At 71.2% G+C, this 18,465-nt stretch carries 13 protein-coding genes and 1 pseudogene; 6 read left to right on the forward strand and 8 right to left on the reverse strand.

Features of this window, described 5'->3' with window-relative positions; all coding sequences use genetic code 11:
- Positions 1-511, forward strand: a pseudogene (locus ACWGUG_RS15930) (thioredoxin domain-containing protein); the annotation flags it as partial.
- Between the two features lie 9 nt (positions 512-520).
- Here ACWGUG_RS15930 and ACWGUG_RS15935 read toward each other — a convergent pair.
- On the reverse strand, positions 521-2,104 hold the full coding sequence (locus ACWGUG_RS15935; protein ID WP_336396506.1) for a dolichyl-phosphate-mannose--protein mannosyltransferase: 1,584 nt from the start codon (positions 2,102-2,104) through the stop codon (positions 521-523).
- 23 nt (positions 2,105-2,127) lie between these two features.
- On the opposite strand from ACWGUG_RS15935, the gene rsmI reads away from it, so the two are divergent.
- Positions 2,128-2,946 carry a 16S rRNA (cytidine(1402)-2'-O)-methyltransferase gene (gene rsmI, locus ACWGUG_RS15940; RefSeq protein ID WP_194395845.1) on the forward strand — a complete coding sequence of 273 codons (819 nt, stop codon included), beginning with the start codon at positions 2,128-2,130 and terminating at the stop codon, positions 2,944-2,946.
- A 20-nt stretch (positions 2,947-2,966) separates the two neighbouring features.
- Here the strand turns inward: rsmI and ACWGUG_RS15945 are convergent, their stop codons facing one another.
- The 5 genes from ACWGUG_RS15945 to ACWGUG_RS15965 form a co-directional block, all read right to left on the reverse strand.
- Positions 2,967-5,162, reverse strand: coding sequence for a glycosyl hydrolase 53 family protein (locus ACWGUG_RS15945; RefSeq protein WP_452325268.1), 2,196 nt, complete (start codon positions 5,160-5,162; stop codon positions 2,967-2,969).
- A gap of 41 nt (positions 5,163-5,203) precedes the next feature.
- On the reverse strand, positions 5,204-6,118 hold the full coding sequence (locus ACWGUG_RS15950) for a sugar ABC transporter permease (RefSeq protein ID WP_452325269.1): 915 nt from the start codon (positions 6,116-6,118) through the stop codon (positions 5,204-5,206).
- Complete coding sequence (locus ACWGUG_RS15955) at positions 6,118-7,731, reverse strand: ABC transporter permease subunit (RefSeq protein ID WP_452325270.1); 1,614 nt, start codon at positions 7,729-7,731, stop codon at positions 6,118-6,120. Before ACWGUG_RS15955 ends, ACWGUG_RS15950 begins: the two co-directional genes overlap by 1 nt.
- A gap of 142 nt (positions 7,732-7,873) precedes the next feature.
- Positions 7,874-9,103: a sugar ABC transporter substrate-binding protein gene (locus ACWGUG_RS15960; protein ID WP_452325271.1), complete on the reverse strand. Its 1,230-nt coding sequence runs from the start codon at positions 9,101-9,103 to the stop codon at positions 7,874-7,876.
- Between the two features lie 35 nt (positions 9,104-9,138).
- The gene (locus tag ACWGUG_RS15965; RefSeq protein ID WP_452325272.1) at positions 9,139-11,175 is read right to left on the reverse strand and encodes a beta-galactosidase; all 2,037 of its coding nucleotides are present in this window, start codon (positions 11,173-11,175) and stop codon (positions 9,139-9,141) included.
- Between the two features lie 191 nt (positions 11,176-11,366).
- On the opposite strand from ACWGUG_RS15965, the gene ACWGUG_RS15970 reads away from it, so the two are divergent.
- The 4 genes from ACWGUG_RS15970 to ACWGUG_RS15985 all read left to right on the forward strand — a co-directional run bounded on the left by ACWGUG_RS15970 (position 11,367) and on the right by ACWGUG_RS15985 (position 15,482).
- Positions 11,367-12,383, forward strand: coding sequence for a LacI family DNA-binding transcriptional regulator (locus tag ACWGUG_RS15970; protein WP_452325273.1), 1,017 nt, complete (start codon positions 11,367-11,369; stop codon positions 12,381-12,383).
- Between the two features lie 121 nt (positions 12,384-12,504).
- Entirely contained in the window at positions 12,505-14,079 is a 1,575-nt protein-coding gene (gene metG, locus ACWGUG_RS15975) for a methionine--tRNA ligase (RefSeq protein WP_452325274.1), read from the forward strand.
- Positions 14,079-14,957, forward strand: coding sequence for a TatD family hydrolase (locus ACWGUG_RS15980; RefSeq protein WP_452325275.1), 879 nt, complete (start codon positions 14,079-14,081; stop codon positions 14,955-14,957). Before metG ends, ACWGUG_RS15980 begins: the two co-directional genes overlap by 1 nt.
- Positions 14,958-14,960: 3 nt before the next feature.
- A complete protein-coding gene (locus ACWGUG_RS15985) occupies positions 14,961-15,482 on the forward strand; it encodes an NUDIX hydrolase (protein WP_452325276.1) in 522 nt (173 codons plus the stop codon).
- Between the two features lie 109 nt (positions 15,483-15,591).
- On the opposite strand, the gene ACWGUG_RS15990 is transcribed toward ACWGUG_RS15985, so the two are convergent.
- Both ACWGUG_RS15990 and ACWGUG_RS15995 read right to left on the reverse strand, forming a co-directional pair.
- Positions 15,592-17,106, reverse strand: a complete 1,515-nt coding sequence (locus ACWGUG_RS15990; protein WP_452325277.1) for a DUF222 domain-containing protein — start codon at positions 17,104-17,106, stop codon at positions 15,592-15,594.
- A 52-nt stretch (positions 17,107-17,158) separates the two neighbouring features.
- Complete coding sequence (locus tag ACWGUG_RS15995) at positions 17,159-18,460, reverse strand: MFS transporter (RefSeq protein ID WP_452325278.1); 1,302 nt, start codon at positions 18,458-18,460, stop codon at positions 17,159-17,161.
- Positions 18,461-18,465 lie beyond the last annotated feature (5 nt).

An 18,465-nucleotide genomic window follows, 5' to 3' on the forward strand; every position in this document is an offset into this window, starting at 1 on the left:
CCGGGGCCCCGGCGGGGCGGCGGGGGCCCCCGGCGGCGGGGACCCGGTGCTGTCGCGGCAGGGGATCGGCGCGCCCGATACCGCATCCGACGCCGACGAGCCGTCGGGCGCGGCATCCCTCGCCGAGGCGGCCGCCGCCCTGTGGATCCTGGGGGCCGGCGACGACTACCGCGTCCTCGCCGGGCGGCTCGTCGGCACCCACATCCGAGCCGCGCTCTCGCAGCCGCTCGCGTACGGCGGCCTCCTGCGGGTGGCCACGACCCTGGCCGCCGCGCCGCGGCAGGTGGTCGTCGTGAGCGCAGACCCCGATGCACCGATGGCGGGCCGGGCACGCGGCATCCGTGCCGACGCCGTGGTGGTCGTCTCGCCCGAGCAGGCGGCGGCGTGGGCGGATGCCGGCTTCGGGCTCTTCGCCGACAAGGCGATGCGCGACGGTCGTCCGACGGCGTACGACTGCCGCGACTTCGCGTGCCGGCTGCCGGTCACCGACCCCGCGCAGCTCGACGCCTGAGGGGCCGCGTCAGACCCAGCTCGGCAGCCACATGTGCAGGTGCCAGAAGTCGTAGGGCACGTTCATCGCCGAGATGATCGGGTACCAGAACGCGGCCAGCGCCAGCGCGACGCCGAGGAAGACGAGCACGAAACGCTGACCGGTGAGTCGCCGGTAGGAGTCCGCCGAGTGCGCGCCGGCGATGTCCCTCAGGGCGAAGGTCACAGCGAGGAGCAGGAACGGCAGGATCGCCACGGTGTAGAACTGGAACACCGTGCGGTCGGGGAGGAAGAGCCACGGCACGTAGGTCACCGCGACGCCGGTCAGGACGATCGCGTGGCGCCAGTCGCGGGCAACGACGAACCGGTAGGCGAGGTAGAGGACAGCGGCGACGCCGGCGTACCAGACCAGCGGGTTCGGCATCGACGAGATCACCTCGGAGCAGCCGTTCGCCGCCTGGCAGCCGTCGACGCCGAACGCGTCCTGGCGGTAGTAGATCCCGGTGGGACGCAGCAGGAGCGGCCACTGCCACGCGGGACTCGCGTAGGCGTGGTGCGCGACGATCCCCGACGTCGACTCGTACATCGCGACGTGGTACCGCCACAGGCTCTCCAGCGCCGTGCCGCCGGACTTGCGGTCGTAGCCGCTGTCGGTCACCAGCCAGCCGGTCCAGGACGCCACGTAGACGACCACCGCGACCGGGACGAACAGGAGGAACGTGACCAGACCCTGGCGCACGGCATCCGTCGGCCACAGCAGCACGCCGGCACGGCGCCGCGCGAGCGCGTCGGTCACGACGAGGTAGATCCCGAGCCCCGCGAGGACCCAGGCCCCCGACCACTTGACGGCGCTGGCGGCGCCGATGGCCGCGCCCGCCGCGACGATCCAGGGCCGGTTCCACAGCAGCGGGCCCCACGACGGCGGCTCGTCGCCGTCGTACCGCGCCGCGACGGTCTCCGCGATGCGGCCCATCGTCCGCTCGCGGTCGATCAGGACGAACAGGAACCCCAGCAGCACGAAGAACGTCAGCGGCGTGTCGAGGAGCGCGACGCGGCTCATCGAGATCGCCAGTCCGTCCACCGCCATGAGCAGGCCCGCGACGACGGCGAACGTGGTCGAGCGCGTGAGCCGCTTCGCGATCAGCATCAGCACCAGGACGGCTGCCGTGCCCAGCAGCGCGACGGTGATCCGCCACCCCCAGCCGGACCCGGGGCCGAGCGTCATCATGCCGAGCGCGATGATCCACTTTCCCAGCGGCGGGTGCACGACGAACGACGGCTCGTCGGTGAAGGCGTCGACATCGCCCGACAGGAATCGGTCGTTGGCGTCGGCCGGCCACGAGCCCTCGTAGCCCAGGTTCAGCAGGGTCCAGGCGTCCTTGACGTAGTACGTCTCGTCGAACTGGTTCATCAGGTCGTGCGCGGCGGCGAGATTCCACAGGCGCAGGACGGCGGCGATGAGGAGGACGATCGCGGGGCCCAGCCAGGCGTAGAGGCGGGCCGCCCGTGGGTCCTCGCCGAGGCGGCGGGTGAACCGGTCGTAGAGGCTCGGCCGGGCCGGGGGGAGGAGCGGCGCGGCGGTCTCGTCGGTCTCGAGCCGCGGGGCATCCGTCACCCGGTCAAGTCTAGGCTGAGGGCGTGATCATCCTCGCGGCGACCCCGATCGGAAACCTCGGGGACGCCTCCCGCCGGCTGGTCGAGGCGCTGGAGAGCGCCACGGTCGTCGCCGCTGAGGACACCCGCACCACGCAGCGCCTGCTCGCCGCGCTCGGCGTCGGCAACCGCCCGCGCCTGATCGCCCTGCACGACCACAACGAGAAGGAGCGGGCGCCCGAGCTCGTCGCCCTCGCCCGCGACGGGGACGTGCTCGTCCTGAGCGACGCCGGCATGCCGACGGTGAGCGATCCCGGCTACGGGCTCGTCGCCGCGGCCGCCGCGGCGGGCGTGCAGGTCACGGCGATCCCCGGCCCGAGCGCCGTCCTGACCGCGCTCGCCGTGTCGGGCCTGCCGACAGACAGATTCACATTCGAGGGATTCGTCGGGCGCAAGCAGGGCGAGCGACTCGCGGCCTTCCGTGCCCTCGCCGGCGAACCTCGCACGATGGTGTTCTTCGAGGCGCCGTCGCGCGTGGCCGCGACCCTGGCCGACATGGCCGCCGAGTTCGGAGCGGATCGGCGGGCGGCCGTGTGCCGCGAGCTGACGAAGCTGCACGAGGAAGTCGCGCGGGGGACCCTCTCCGAGCTCGTCGAGTGGGCCGACGGCGGCGTGCGCGGCGAGGTGGTCATCGTGGTGGCGGGGGCCGCCGCGCGCGCCGTCGCCTTCCCGGATGCGGTCGCCCAAGTGGTCGCCCTCGTCGCCGGCGGCGTGCGGCGCAAGGACGCCGCGGCCGAAGTGTCCCAGGTGACGGGACACTCCAGCCGCGAGCTCTATCAGGCGTCTCTGTCCGCGCGGGACTGAGCGCCGCCGGTGGGCGGTCCCTACCGCTTGGCCTTCTTCAGGCGGTGGATCGCCTTGTCGACCTGCTTCGTGGCGGCCTTCACGTCCGCAGCGGTCGCCTTCGATCCGGCGAGGACGACCTCGCCGACGGCGATCGCGTCGTCGAGGACGGCGAGCGAGTCGACCGAGTAGCGGTCGCGGTCGACGGATGCCGCATCGGCGAGGGCCTGCTCGAGCGCCGTCGTGTCGGGCTGCGACCCGCCGCCCACCGATGCCGCGTCGACGAGTCGCACCTCGTCCAGAACGCCCCACGCTCCGGCCGACAGCGAGAACTCGGCCGAGATCGAGACGACGCCGTCCTCTCCCACCACGATGCCGGACACCGTCGCCGTGTGGAAGTCGTTCCACACGGTGAACTCCAGCGGCGCGGTCCAGGTGCCCGCCGAGGTCGTCGCCTCGAGCGTCCGGGTGTCGGTGGCGGGGCTGTTGGTGCCCTGCGTCGTCGCCTGCAGCACGTACGTTCCGGCGGGCACGCCGGTGACGGTCTGCGACGCCGACGTCTCGTACGCCGACCCGTTCCAGAAGGTGACGGCGTAGTCGCCCGCGAAGCCGTCGGCCGTCTCCTGCCTGGCCGCCGGTCCGGTGAGCGTCCACGCGCTCATGTCGGCGCTCTCGAAGCCGGGGTTCACGACGAGGTTCGGCGCCTCGACCGTGACGTCCGCGGTCACGTCGAGCCCGGAGTCGGTCTTCCCTGGGATCGAGTACGTGCCGGGTCCGCGGATCCACGCGACGGCGTCGCTCCAGTGCACCGCGTGCTGCTCGGTGGTGCGGTCGTTGTAGGCGACCTCGACGGTGTCGGGCAGCGCGATCGGGGCGCCGTCGACGACGAGGAGCGACACCTCCTCGACCGACACGATCTCGCGCGGCGCGACGGCGCCGGTCCGCACGTAGGAGAAGGTGCGCAGCGACTCGAGCGGCGTGCCGTCCCACGCGAAGAGGGCCTGGTTGTCCCACGCCGAACCGCCGTAGTACTCGCCGACGTGGACGGGATCGTAGTCGCCGGCCGCGCTCGTCGCCCAGCCCGAGCCGAACTGCTCCCAGAGCAGTCGGTTCGCCTCGACCTCGGACGGCGGCCCGACCGGAAGCCACGCGGGCTCCCAGTAGTAGACGCCGATGCCGGCATCGCCGACCGCGGCGACCGCGGCGATCACGTCGCGCAGCTCCCACGCCTGCCCCTGCACGCTCACCGGGTACTGGCCGGTGATGCCGCCCGCCCCGATGACGTTCGGGTAGCCGTCGCCGTCCTCGAGCGTGTGCGCCCAGCTCGTCTCGGCGACGATGACCTGCTTGCCGTAGGTCGTGGCGACCTCCGTCAGCACGGCCGTGAGGTTGTCGATCGCGCCGTGCCAGTACGGGTAGTAGGAGCTCGCGAAGACGTCGTAGTCGACGTCGAAGGCGTCGAGCCCCGCCGCATAGGTCGCGTAGCGGCCCGGCGTCTCGGGGTTCGTGAAGTGCACGGCGACGAGGGCGTCGGGAAGCACCTCGCGCACGGCGGCGCTGCCCGCCGAGACGAGCGCCGCGAACTGCGCGTCGATCTCGCGCCCCGGACGCGTGTGCCCCGCGATGGCGTTGTTGGTCTCGTTGCCGACCTGCACCATCCGCACATCCACGCCCGCGTCCTCGAAGCGCTGCAGCGCATCGGCGGTGAAGTCGTGCAGCGCGGTGACCGTGTCGGCGTCGCTGAGCCCCTCCCACGCCTTCGGCGCCAGCTGGCGGGCGGGGTCGGCCCAGAAGTCGGAGTAGTGGAAGTCGACGAGCACGTCCAGGCCGGCGGCGGTCGCGCGCTGCCCGATCCGGACGGCCCGGTCCACGTCCACCGTGCCGCCGCCGTAGCCGCGGCCCGACGCGTCGTACGGGTCGTTCCAGACGCGGATGCGCACCGAGTTCACGCCGTTGTCGGCGAGCACCGCGAACAGGTCGGCCGGCTCACCGGCGGCGTCGCGGAACACCACGCCGCTCTCCTCGAGCGACAGCACGGTCGACACGTCGACCCCCATCGCGAAATCCTCGGCGAGGCCGTCGACCCTGTCGACGAAGACGCCGGCGTCGACGGGCCCGTCATCGACCGTTGCCGCCGATGCGGTGGGCACGGCGAGCGCACCCGCGCAGACGACGACGGATGCCGCGACCGCACTGAGCACGATCCGGATGCGGCGGGGGCGGGAGGGGTGGGACATGCGATTCTCCGATCGACGGTGATCAGTGTCAGGTGGAGGGGTCAGCCCTTGACGGACCCCGCGGTGAGGCCGCCGACGATGTAGCGCTGCAGCGACAGGAAGAGGACGAGCACGGGGACCGCCGCGATGACGGCGCCGGCCGCGAACAGCCCCCAGTTGGAGGCGAGCTGGTTGGACACCCACTGGTACATGCCCACCGCGAGGGTCCAGTTCTCCTCGGAGACGAGCACGATCTTGGCGATGATGTAGTCGCCGAACGCGGCGATGAACGCCAGCAGCGCGACCACGGCGAGGATCGGCGTCACCAGCGGCATGATGAGCCGCCAGAAGATCTGCGCGTGCGTCGCGCCGTCGATCTTCGCGGACTCGTCGATCTCGATCGGCACGGTGTTGAAGAAGCCGTACATCAGGAATGTGTTCACGCCGAGCGCGCCGCCGAGGTACACGCAGATGAGGGCGATCTTGGAGTTGAGCCCCAGCGCGGGCACGACCTCGCCCAGTGCGAGCAGCATCAGGAAGATGGCCACGAAGGCCAGTGCCTGCGGGAACATCTGGATGATGAGCAGGCCGGTGAGGCCGGGGCGCCGGCCGGCGAAGCGGAAGCGCGAGAATGCGTACGCGGCGGCGGCTCCCATGAGCACGGCGCCCACGGCGGCGATGCCGCCGATGAGCAGCGTGTTGCCCGCCCACGTCCAGAACCGCGTCTCGCCCAGGGCCGCGTAGTTCGACAGGTCGATCACGCTGAACAGGGCGTTGCTGGCGGCGAGCGTGCCGTTCGGGTTGAGGGATGCCGACAGCACGTACACGAGCGGGAACACCGCGTAGAAGATCACGACGACGGCCAGCAGGTACTTCCAGCCGACCTCGAGCAGCCAGCGGCGACGGCGCGCGGTGCGGCGGTCACCCGTGGCGCGCGCGGTCGTCGAGGCGGCGGACGCAGCGGTTGTCGTGGACATCACTGGAACTCCTCGAGCTTGCGGGTCTGGCGGAAGGCGATCGCCGAGATGCCCCCGACGACGGCGAACACGAGGATCGACAGGGCGCTCGCGAGGCCGTAGTCGGCGGCGCCGCCGGACACCCCCGAGATGTCGTAGATGGCGGAGATCAGGATGTCGGTGGCGCCCAGCGCATAGGGCGCGCCGGGGATCGCCGGACCGCCGTTGTTGAACATGTAGATCACGGTGAAGTTGTTGAAGCTGAACGCGAACGACGAGATCAGCAGCGGGGCGGTCGCCACGAGGACGAGAGGCAGGATGATCGACCGCAGCTGGCGCGAGCGGCCGGCGCCGTCGATCGATGCCGCCTCCAGCGTGTCCTGCGGGAGCGCCTGCAGCGCGCCGGTGCACACCAGGAAGTAGTACGGGTAGGTGAGCCACAGGTTCACCCACACCACCGCGGCACGGGCCAGCCACGGATCGCCCAGCCAGTTGATGTCGGCGCCGAAGAAGAACAGGTCGTTGATGACGCCGAACTCCGCGTTGAACATGCCGCGGAACAGCAGCGCCGACATGAACGCGGGGAAGGCGTAGGGGAGGATGTACAGCGTCCGCAGGAACCGCCGGCCCTTCAGGCGCGCGTCGTTGTAGATGAGCGCGAGCAGCAGGCCCAGCGCGAACGGCAGCACGACCGAGAGCGTCGCGAAGACGAAGGTCCACACCGTGACCATCGCGAGCGTCTGGGCGAGCGCGGGATCGGTGAACAGCCGCAGGAAGTTCTCGAATCCGACGTTCACGTACCAGCCGGCGGGGAGCGCCGAGCCGTCCCCGGCGACGAACGAGCCGTTGGCGGTGGCGCTGTAGACCGTGCCGGTCGTGGTGTCGGTGATCGTCTGGGCGTCGGCATCCCACACCAGCGTCGACTCGTAGACGGCGCCCGACGAGCCGTCGCGCGTGCGGACCGAGCCGTCGTTCGGATCCTCGGACACGGGCACGCGAAGGCTCGCGATCTGCTCCTGCAGGGCGGTATCGGTGATGACGGTCGCCCGCGGGACGACCTCCCAGCCGGGCACCTCGGACGGGGTTCCGCCGCTGCTGATCTCGGCGTCCCGCGCCTCTTCCAGCGGCTGCGTCGCCGAGCCGACGAGCACGTCGCCGTCCTCGTCGACGATCGCGAAACCGAGCTCGCCGACACGCTCGACGACCGACAGCGGGTAGGTGGGGGAGTCCTCGACGCGACGCTCGCCCTGGATCAGGGCCGCCTCGACGGCCTGCTCCTGCGTGCCGGCGTGACCGGTGCCGTAGTTGGTGAAGGCGATGTACGCGGTGTAGGCGAAGATGAAGATCTGGAAGACCAGCAGGAACACCAGCCCCGGCAGCAGGTACTTCAGCGGCAGCGCGCGCTTGGTGAAGTACACGATGTCGGCCGCCAGCAGCAGCACGAGCGTGGCCGAGAAGACGAGCCAGGACTCGGCGCGGAAGGCGCTCAGCAGGGTCATGACTCCGAACGCGTTGACGAGCGCCATCAGGGCGAGCTTCGCCAGGAAGCCCCAGCCGGGGCCGCGCCAGCGACGGCCGTGCGGCTCGCTCGGTCGCGGCGCGCCGGCCGTCGTCGTCTGAGGGGGTGCGTCCACCGTCGGCTCCTGTCGCGGGATGTGCTCCAGCGGCCTGTGCGCGGAGCGGGGTTGGGGTCCGGGAGGCGGGGAGAGGCACTCACCCGCCTCCCGGAGTCTGTCGGCCGCGATCGCCCGCGGCCTGGTCGTCAGGCGGCCGGGCTCAGCCCGCGACCGCCGCCTGGACGTCGGCGACCATGGTGTTCCACGTCGAGACGGGGTCGGCGCCGTTGATGATCTGCGACTGCGCGGCGTTCCAGAGGTCCCACACCGAGCCCATCTCGGGGATGCTCGGCATCGGCACGCCGTTCTGCGCCGAGGCGAGGAATCCGGCGATGATCGGGTCGGAGGCGACCTCGGCGGCGAGGGTCGACCAGGCCGGGATGCGCGGGTCGGCCTCGTAGAGCGCGCGCTGGGCCTCCTCGGTGCCGAGGTGGTTCACCAGGAACTCCTGCGCGAGCAGCGCGTTCTCGGACTGCGAGCTCAGGTAGAAGCCCTGCACGCCCACGAACGGCGCGGCCGTCTGGCCGCCCGCCGACGGGATCGGGTTCACCGTGATGTTCTCGACGTCGGTGTAGGCGCTGATCGCCCAGGGGCCCTGGATCGTGTACGGAGCCTTGCCCGTGTTGAACAGCTCGTTGTTGATGTCGTAGTCCACGGTCGTCGAGATGTAGCCGGTGCCGGCCGAGCCGTTGGCGCCCAGCCAGGTCGCGAACGCCTCGCCCGCGGGACCGCCCATCCCGACCTCGGTGGTGTACGAGCCGGAGTCGTCCTGGACGAACACCGGGGCGCCGAAGGAGGTCTGGAACCCGTACATGGTGTAGCCGTCGCCGGTCTCGCCGTTGGTGTTGATGACGAAGGGGCGCTCGGCGCCGGAGGCCAGCCCGCGCTGGATCATGTCATCCCACGTCGCCGGCGCCTCCTCGCCCACGAGGTCGGCGTTCTGCACGAGCGCGATGGTCTCGAGCGAATAGGGGAGGGCGTAGAGCTGGCCGTCGTAGGTCATCGCCTCGAGGGCGACGGGCTCGAACTCCGACGCCTTGTCGCCGAGGTCGATGGTGTCGACCACGCCGGCGGCGACGAGCGCCCCCAGCCAGTCGTGTGCGCCGACCGTGATGTCGGGGCCCTCGCCCGTCGGCACCTGGGCGATGAAGTCGTTGCGCAGGTCCTCGAAGTTCTTCTGCACGAGCGTGACCGTCGCGCCGGTCTCCTCTTCGAACGCCGCTGCGGCGTCGGAGATGGCCTGCTCGCGCTCCTCGTCGGTCCAGATGACGAGCTCGGCGCCGCTGCCTTCGGCCTCATCGCCGTCGTCGGACGAGCCGCCGCCGGCGCAGCCGGCGAGGACGACCGCTGCCGTGAGCGCCAGCGCTCCGAGTGCGAACTGCTTTCGCATGGTTTCCCTTTCGGTGGTGGATGGATCTTGCAGGGTCAGGACGATTCGGCCGTGCCGGCACGGTCGGTGCGGACGACCGCGACCCCTCCGGCCGGCACGACGAGCTCGCCGTCGACGGCGGCCTCGCTGAGCAGCTCGACGCCCGTGGCGGCGAACGCGGCGGGCTCGTCGCGATGGTTGATGGCGACCGCGAAGTCGGCGGCGTGGCCGCGCCGGACGACGACCTCCAGTCCTTCCGGGTGCGCCGCGGGGGCGACCCCCGCGTCGGCGTAGACGTCGGTCATCACCGCGCGCAGGCCGGCGGCATCCAGCCGCGTGCTGATGTACCAGCCGTGTCCCGCTCCGTGCGCGTTGCGGGTGATGGCGGGCTTGCCGGCGCCGGGGCCGTCGACGTAGGTCCCCTTGACCTCGGCGGAGGCGACGACGAGATCCTCCTGCCACGCATCCGCGGAGAGGGTCGTGGCCGATGCCGCCCCCGACCACTGCACGGCGTGCCGCGCGTCCTCTCGCAGCGGCAGGAACTCCTCGACGACCAGCCCGAGAGCGTCACGCAGCGGGGCGGCGAAGCCGCCGGGATGGACCGCGTCGTTCTCGTCGACGATCGCCGAGAAGAACGAGACGACGAGGGTCCCGCCCGCCTCGACGTACCGCGTGAGGTTCGCGGCGTCGGCGGCACCGAGCAGGTACTGCGCCGGGGCGACCACGAGCTTGTAGCGCGACAGGTCGTGGCCGGGCAGTGCGAAGTCGACCGTGATGCCGTCGCGCCACAGCCGCTCGTAGAAGGCGCGGACCCGCTCGGCGTGGGAGACGTCGACCGACGGGCGCCATTCGAGGTCCTGCGCCCAGAACGACTCGAAGTCCCACAGAATCGCGACGTCGGCGTCCACGCGGGAGCCGCGGACCTCGTCGAGGCGTCCGAGCGCGTCGCCGAGTCCAACGACCTCCCGCCACACCCGCGACGACGTGCCGGCGTGCGGGATCATCGCCGAGTGGAACTTCTCGGCCCCCGAGCGGGAGGCGCGCCACTGGAAGAAGAGGATCGCGTCGGCCCCGCGCGCGAGGTGGCTGAGCGAGTTGCGCGCCATCTCTCCGGGGCGCTTGGCGACGTTGCGGGGCTGCCAGTTGACCGCAGATGTCGAGTGCTCCATGAGGATCCACGGCTTTCCGCCGCCGACCGAGCGGGAGAGGTCGGCGGCGATCGCGAGGCCGATCTCGCCCTCGGGATCGGCCGCCCACAGGTAGTGGTCGTCCGAGACGATGTCGACCTCGCGCGCCCACGCCCACATGTCGGTGGTCCAGCTCTGGTTGGCCATGAAGTTGGTGGTGACCGGCTGCGAGGCGTGCGCCCGGATGGCGTCGCGCTCGGCGATGAAGCACGCGCGCAGCTGGTGGTCGGTGAACCGCGCGAAGTCCAGGCGCTGCGCCGGGTTGACCACCGACGGTGCCGCGGCGGGGGCGCCGACGTGCTCCCACTCGCCGTAGCGCTGGCCCCAGAAGGCCGTGCCCCACGCCGCGTTGAGCGCATCGAGCGAGCCGTACCTCTCACGCAGCCACTCGCGGAACGCGCGCACCGACTGGGGGGAGTAGTCCTCGCCGACCGGGACGCCGTACTCGTTGTGGACGTGCCACATCACGACCGCGGGGTGCGAGCCGTAGCGCTCTGCCAGGGCCGACGCGATGCGGACGATCGCCGCCCGGTACGCGGGTGAGGCGTGCGAGGCCATGCCGCGCGCGCCGAACCCCATCGTGACGCCGTCGCGGGAGACGACCCGCGCGTCGGGGTGCTCGGCGAAGAACCACGCCGGCGGCGACGCAGTGGGCGTTCCCAGATCGACCGCGATGCCGTTCTCGTGCAGCAGGTCCAGCAGCTCGTCGAGCCACGCGAAGTCGAAGACGCCCTCGCTCGTCTCGATGAGGGCCCACGCGAAGATGCCGACGCTGACGAGGTTGACCCCGGCCTCGCGCATGAGGGCGGCGTCCTCGCGCCACACCTCTCTCGGCCACTGCTCGGGGGTGTAATCGCCGCCGTAGGCGATGCCCCGGATCTCGGGCCAGCGGTCGGGCGAGGTCATGGACGCTCCATCGGGTCGGGGGTGGGATCGGCGGTCACGCGGCTGCGCCGACTGGGACCGGTCACAGTCTTACCCGCGCCGGCATCGTGCGGCAGGGGTGCGCCCGCAACCGTTATCGAACTGTGACCGGTCCCAGGTTCTCTTCGTGTCGGCACCGGCGACGCCTCCCGACGGGAGTAGAGTCGCTCGTCGTGGGGGAGTCGACGACCGTGCGGCGCAAGCCGACGATCCGGGATGTGGCCGCGGCGGCGGGCGTGTCGCGGGGCACGGTGTCACGCGTCATCAACGGAGGCCATTGGGTCTCGCCCGACGCGCGCGCCGCGGTCGAGGAGGCCATCCGCCGCACGGGCTACACCGCCAATCACGCCGCGCGCAGCCTCGCGACCGGACGCGCCGGCTCGCTGGCGTTCCTGCTCACCGAGCCGCAGCACCTGCTGTTCGACGACCCGACGTTCGCGCTCCTGCTGCGCGGCGCGGCCGAGGCGCTGGCGCAGCGGTCGATGACCCTCGTCCTCCTCGTCGCCGGCACGCCCGCCGAGCGGGCCAACGTCGCCCACTTCGTCAGCGCCGGTCACGTCGACGGCGTGCTGCTCATCTCGTCGCACGAGGCCGACCCGCTCGTCGAGGAGCTGCTCGAGGCCGGCGTGCCCACCGTGTGCTGCGGCATCCCGCTGGGCCACGAGGCGCAGGTGCCCACCGTCTCGGTCGACGAGATCGGCTCGGCTCGCGAGATGACCCGCTACCTGCGAGGGCGCGGGCATCGCCGCATCGCGATGATCGCCGGGCCCCACGACACCCCCGGGGGACGCTTCCGGCTCGTGGGGTTCGAACAGGAGATGGGTGAGGACTTCGATCCCACCCTGGTCGAAGAGGGCGACTACAGCCAGGACTCCGGAGCCGCCGCCATGTCCCGGCTCCTCGAGCACACGCGCGACATCGACGCCGTGTTCGCGGCCAGCGACCGCATGGCGGCAGGCGCCGTGACGGTCCTGCGCGCGGCGGGACTGCGCGTGCCCGACGACATCGCGGTCGCCGGCTTCGACGACTCGGGGCTCGCCGCCACGCACATGCCGCCGCTGACCACCATGCGCCAGCCGTGGGAGCGCCTGAGCGACGAGATGGTCTCGCTGCTCCTCGACGTCATCGCCGGCGGGGCGCCTGGGCCGATCACCCTGCCGACGACGCTCATCGTGCGCGAGAGCGCCTGACCCGCGGATGCGCGGAGGGCGCGCGGCGCGTGCGTGTTACGAGTGCCCCCGCTGCGGGCGGCCCACGACGCCGCCTTGTCACGACGGCGGGCGCGGCATCCGCTCGAACTAGACTCTCCTGGTGACCTCCGGCCGCCAGTCCTTCTACATCACGACGCCGATCTACTACCCGAGCGACGTGCCCCACATCGGCCACGGCTACACCACCGTGGCGGTCGACACCCTCGCGCGCTGGCACCGCCAGGCCGGCGACGACACCTGGATGCTCACGGGCACCGATGAGCACGGGCAGAAGATGCTGCGCGCGGCCAGCGCGAACGGCGTGACGCCGCAGCAGTGGGTCGACAAGCTCGTGAGCGAGTCGTGGTTCCCGCTGCTGCAGACGCTCGACGTCGCCAACGACGACTTCATCCGCACCACGCAGGAGCGGCACGAGGAGCGCGTCAAGGCGTTCGTGCAGGCCATCTACGACCGCGGCTACATCTATGCGGGCGAGTACGAGGCGCTGTACTGCGTGGGCTGCGAGGAGTTCAAGCCGGAGTCCGAGATCGTCGACGGCACGGGCCCGTTCGAGGGCCTGAAGGTCTGCGCGATCCACTCGAAGCCGCTGGAGCTGCTGCAGGAGAAGAACTACTTCTTCAAGCTGAGCGAGTTCCAGGAGCGCCTGCTCGAGCTGTACCAGTCCGACTTCGTGCAGCCCGAGAGCGCGCGCAACGAGGTGGTCTCGTTCGTGCGGTCGGGGCTGAAGGATCTGTCCATCTCGCGTTCCGCCTTCGACTGGGGCATCCCGCTGCCGTGGGACGAGTCCCACGTCATCTACGTGTGGGTCGACGCGCTGCTGAACTACGCCACCGCCGTGGGCTACGGCTCGGACCCCGAGCAGTTCGCGCGCCGCTGGCCGGCGTACCACGTGGTGGGCAAGGACATCCTCCGCTTCCACGCGGTCATCTGGCCGGCGATGCTGATGGCCGCGGGCGTCGACGTGCCCAGGGGCGTGTTCGCGCACGGCTGGCTGCTGGTCGGCGGCGAGAAGATGTCGAAGTCCAAGCTGACCGGCATCGCGCCGACCGAGATCACCGACGTCTTCGGCTCGGACGCCTACCGCTTCTACTTTCTGTCGGCGATCGCGTTCGGGCAGGACGGCTCGTTCTCGTGGGAGGACCTGTCGGCGCGGTACCAGGCCGAGCTCGCGAACGGCTTCGGCAACCTCGCCTCGCGCACGACCGCGATGGTCGAGCGGTACTTCGAAGGCGTCGTGCCGCCGCCGAGCACGTACACCGACGCCGACCTGCACATCCAGCGGACGGTGGCGGATGCCGCGACCGCCGCCGACGCCGCCATCGAGCGGTTCCGCATCGACGAGGCGATCTCGTCGGTATGGACGATCGTCGACGCGCTGAACCACTACATCACCGAGAACGAGCCGTGGGCGCTCGCGAAGGACGAGAGCCGGCGCGAGCGCCTGGGCACCGTCCTGTACACGGCGGCCGAGGGTCTGCGCGCGCTCGCCGTGCTGCTGTCGCCGGTGATGCCGGTCGCGACCGAGAAGCTGTGGATCGCGCTGGGCGCGGCCGACTCGCTCGGGCGCCTGCAGGACCAGCCGATCCGCGAGGCCGGCGCCTGGGGCCTGCTCAAGCCCGGCACCTCGGTGAACGGACTCGCGCCGCTGTTCCCGCGCGTCGAGCAGACGGCGTGATGAGCGACCCCAGCACCTACGTCCGCACGCGCGAGAAGGGCTCCCGCGACGTCACCTATCCGGCGGCGCCCGAGCCGCTCGCGGTGCCGGTGTACGACAACCACGCCCACCTCGAGATCGAGGACGGCGTGGGGCTGTCGCTCGACGAGCAGCTTTCGCGCGCCGGCGAGGTCGGCGTCATCGGCGTCGTGCAGGCCGGCGGCGACATCGACTCGAGCCGCTGGTCGGCGTGGGCCGCGGCATCCCACCCGCGTGTCCTGGCGGCGGTGGCGATCCACCCGAACGAGGCGCCGGCGTATGCGCGGGCGGGACGCCTCGATGAGGCGATCGCGGTGATCGACGAGCTCGCCGCGCAGCCGCGGGTGCGGGCGATCGGCGAGACGGGCCTGGACTTCTTCCGCACCGACGCGGACGGCGTGCCTGCCCAGTCCGAGAGCTTCGAGGCTCATATCGCGCTGGCCAAGAAGCACGGGATCGCGATGCAGATCCACGATCGCGACGCCCACGACGCCGTGCTCGAGACCCTGGACCGCGTCGGAGCGCCCGAGCGCACGGTCTTCCACTGCTTCTCGGGCGACGCCGACATGGCGCGCATCGCGGGGGAGCGCGGCTACTACCTCTCGTTCGCGGGGAACATCACGTTCAAGAACGCGCAGAACCTCCGCGACGCCCTCGCCGTGATCCCGCGGGAGCGGATCCTGGTCGAGACGGATGCGCCGTTCCTGACCCCCGTCCCGCACCGCGGGCGGCCGAACGCGCCGTACCTGATCCCCGTGACGATGCGCTTCATGGCGACCGAGCTCGGCGTGGACGTCGGCCACCTGTGCGCACAGGTGGCCGCCAACACGCTCGAGGTGTACGGGGCGTTCGAGGACTGATCCATGGACGGCGAGCTGTGGGACCTGACGGATGCCTCGGGCGCGCCGACTGGTGCGACTTTCCGTCGCGGTGATCCCGACTTTCCCAAGGCTCTCTTCCACATCGTGGCGTCGGTGTGCGTCCTGCGCGGTGACGGTCTCGTCCTGATGACGCGGAGGGCGGCGGCGAAGGACTGGCCCCTGTGCTGGGAATTCCCCGCCGGAAGTGCGCTCGCGGGTGAGTCGAGCGCCGAGGGTGCGGTGCGGGAGCTCGAGGAGGAGGCCGGCGTCCGCGTCGGCGTCGATGAACTGGAGTTCGTCGGTCGCGTGGTCGAGCGGGAGGCGCTCTTCGACCTGTACTTCGCGCGTGTGGCGGGCGATCCTGTGCTGCAGCTCGATCCGGAAGAGGTGTGCGAGAGCGCCTGGGTTCCGTTCTCTGAGGCGCTGCGGCGTTGTGATGCCGGTGACATGGCAGGTCCGTGGGTGCTGAGACTTGAGCAGCTGGGCGAAAGGCTCCGCGAACTGGTCGGCCGTTCCCCGGAGTAGCGGGCCACGTACGCGCCCGGCGTGCGCGGTCGATCACCGGCGCGGCGCCGTACCGTTCACCCGGGTTGACCGGATCCTCGCGGGTGCCCGATCCGCCGACACAGCCCGCTCACGCCGCCGGCCGGAAGCGTGGGGGCGGAGGTTCGAGTTCGGCCCAAAGACAGCGGAGTCCGAGGCGAGGCGGTAGCAGTACGGGGTCGCCCCTGCCCGGCGGCGGGTGGAGCACGAAGTCGGCGCGCCTATGGCGGGTGATGCGCCAGCCGCCGTGATGAAGCTCCATGTGATGGAAGCGGCACAGCAGGATGCCGCGATCGACGTCGGTGCGGCCCCCCGTCGCGTAGGAGTCGATGTGATGCGCTTCGCAGTAGGAGGCGGGACGGTCGCACCCGCGCCACCGGCACCCGCCGTCGCGCGCCGCGAGCGCGATGCGCTGTTTCGGCGTGAAGAGGCGGGCATCGCGTCCGAGGTCGAGCGGATTCCCCGCGCCGTCGAAAGTGCAGGTGACGGTGCCGGACTCGCACGTCTGCTGTGCGATAAGCCATGCCGGCAGCGTCGTCTGGTCGTCTTCGGTGAGGCCGACGGCTGGTGCTCCGGCGGCACCCACCTCGAGTCCGGCGGCGCTGATCACGACTCGCACACCGGCCTGTCGCGTCCCGAACACGGCCTTCGCGTCGGCGAGCGCGCCGGCGCGGAACACATCGAGCAGCAGGTCGTAGGCAAGCTGGTCGTTGGTGCGAGGGTCGGCGGCGAGCGCCTCGGCACTCGCCCTCTCATCCGGATCGACGAACCTGGGCCCGCCGCGTCGTGGCCGCAGGGCGGCATCGAGCACCGCCTGCGTCCAGGCGCCGCCGAAGTCGTCGAACACGATCGAACCGCGCCGCACACCCTCGGCGTCGCGCCACAGGCGGAACGACCGCCGAAGGAACCGCTCGTCGAAACGCCGTTGCGCTCCCTCGGGATCGAGCTGGTCGCGAACCGTGCGGGCGGTTCGTCCGAGCTCTTCCACGGTGCGCTCCCGCGCCTCGGCGATCAGCTGCTCGGCGGCGAGAGGCCACGCTTCCCTCCCTCGACGCAGCGCCTCGGCGCCGTCGGTGGATTCGGGTGGTTCCCCCAGCCCGCGAAGAATCGCGTCGTGCTGCGCGGAACCGATAGAGCCTGCCAGAAGCGCGCGGCCGAGCGGCGCGTGCCACGGCTCAGGTTCCGCGCATCCCGGTGCCGGTCCGGCCGGGGCCGCGGCATCCGTCATCGCTCCTTCAACGTCAACGAAGGGATCGAGACCGGCGCCGATCCGGAGTGACTCCCCCAAACGGACGTGCTTCACGGCCTCGGCCCGGGTGGCGCCGGTGATCTCCTGTATGAGCGCCGCGGGGCAGCGATGGCCCCGACTCTGTGCGAGCCCGTCGTGACCCGCTTTTCGCGCGGATCTCGCCGCAGCGACGCCCGCCGCGGCGATTCGCACCTTCTCGCCCGCGCGAACGAGCTCCGTCGCCGCGACCAAGGCTGCCACGACGGCATCGTCACCGAGCCCCTCCACGACAACGGGTAGATCGCACGCATCGAACTCGCCGCCGAACATCTCACGCAGCAGAACGAGCCGCGTCTCGAGTTCGGAGAAGAAGTCCATGATTCATCCTGTCAGCCACCTCTGACATTCGAACATGACGACGAAAAGTCCTTCAATCGGGCAGCGGCATCCCGCCGGTGCCGGGCTCATCCTCGGGCGGGATCCGATCGGCTGTCTCGGCGTCGAGCACGGGCTTGGCGGCGGCGATGTGCGAGATCGACCGCCACACCATCAGCAGGGTGACGGCGGACCCCGCGAACGCGAACCACCACGGTGCGGTCAGCCCGAACAGCTGCGCCAGGATGCCGCCGATGAACTGGCCGATCACGAGGCCGCCGAAGACGCCGACCATGTTGACCGAGGCGATGCGGCCCTGCAGCTCCATGGGGACCAGGCGCTGGCGGACGGTGGTCGAGATCGTGCCCCACACGAACGCGTAGAGGCCGAAGCCGAACATGATGACGAACGCGACGATCGGCGACGTGGTGAGCGCGAACGACAGATGCATCAGCACCTCGAGCGAGAGGCACACGCGCATGAGCGTCGCGAAGGACACGTGCTTCTCGAGCCAACCGAAGCCGAAGATCGCGATGAATCCGCCGAGCGCCGACGCCGTCGTCAGGGCGCCGTAGCCGACCGGGCCCATGCCGAGGTGCTCCGTGGCGTACAGCACGAGCACCCCCCACGGCGCCGCCCACGTCACGTTGAAGACGAGGATGATGATGACGAGCGTCCGCACCGGCGCGTTGTGGCGCAGCCAGCGCAGCCCCTCGCGGATGGCGTGCACCTTGCCCGGGGCGGAGGCGGGATGCTCGGGCACCGGCGTGCGCGCGATGCGCGAGATCAGCAGCACGGCCAGCGACACGCAGAGCACCTGGAGCAGGAACGGCCAGAAGGACCCCAGCGCGAACAGGAACGCGCCCAGCGGCGGGCCGGCGAGCTGGTTGGCGACGAGATAGCCCGCCTGCATGCGGGCGTTCCCGATGCCCAGGTCGGCGGGCCTGACGAGCATCGGCAGGAGCGTGCTCCCGGCCGAGTCGGCGAACACCTCGGCCGTGCCGTAGAGGAAGGCGGTCGCGAGCACGAGCCACACCGTCGCCTGGCCGGTCACGAGGAAGACGACGAGCACCAGCACGACCATGGCTCTGATGCCGTTCGCCAGCATCACCAGGCGCCGTCGGTCGTGATGATCGGCGACAGCGCCGGCGAGGAGGCCGAACAGCAGCCAGGGCAGGAACTGCATCATCGCGCCGGCGGCCACGAGGATGGGCGACGAGGTGAGCGATGCGATGAGCAGCGGAGCCGCCGCGAGGGCGATGCCGTCGCCCAGGTTGCTCGTCCACGACGACGCCAGCAGCCAGCGGAAGTCCCGTCCCAGACGGCGGGGCGCGATCAGGTCGCCGAGGGAGGGCATCCCGC

The organism is Microbacterium sp. NPDC055455 (genome assembly GCF_053619935.1).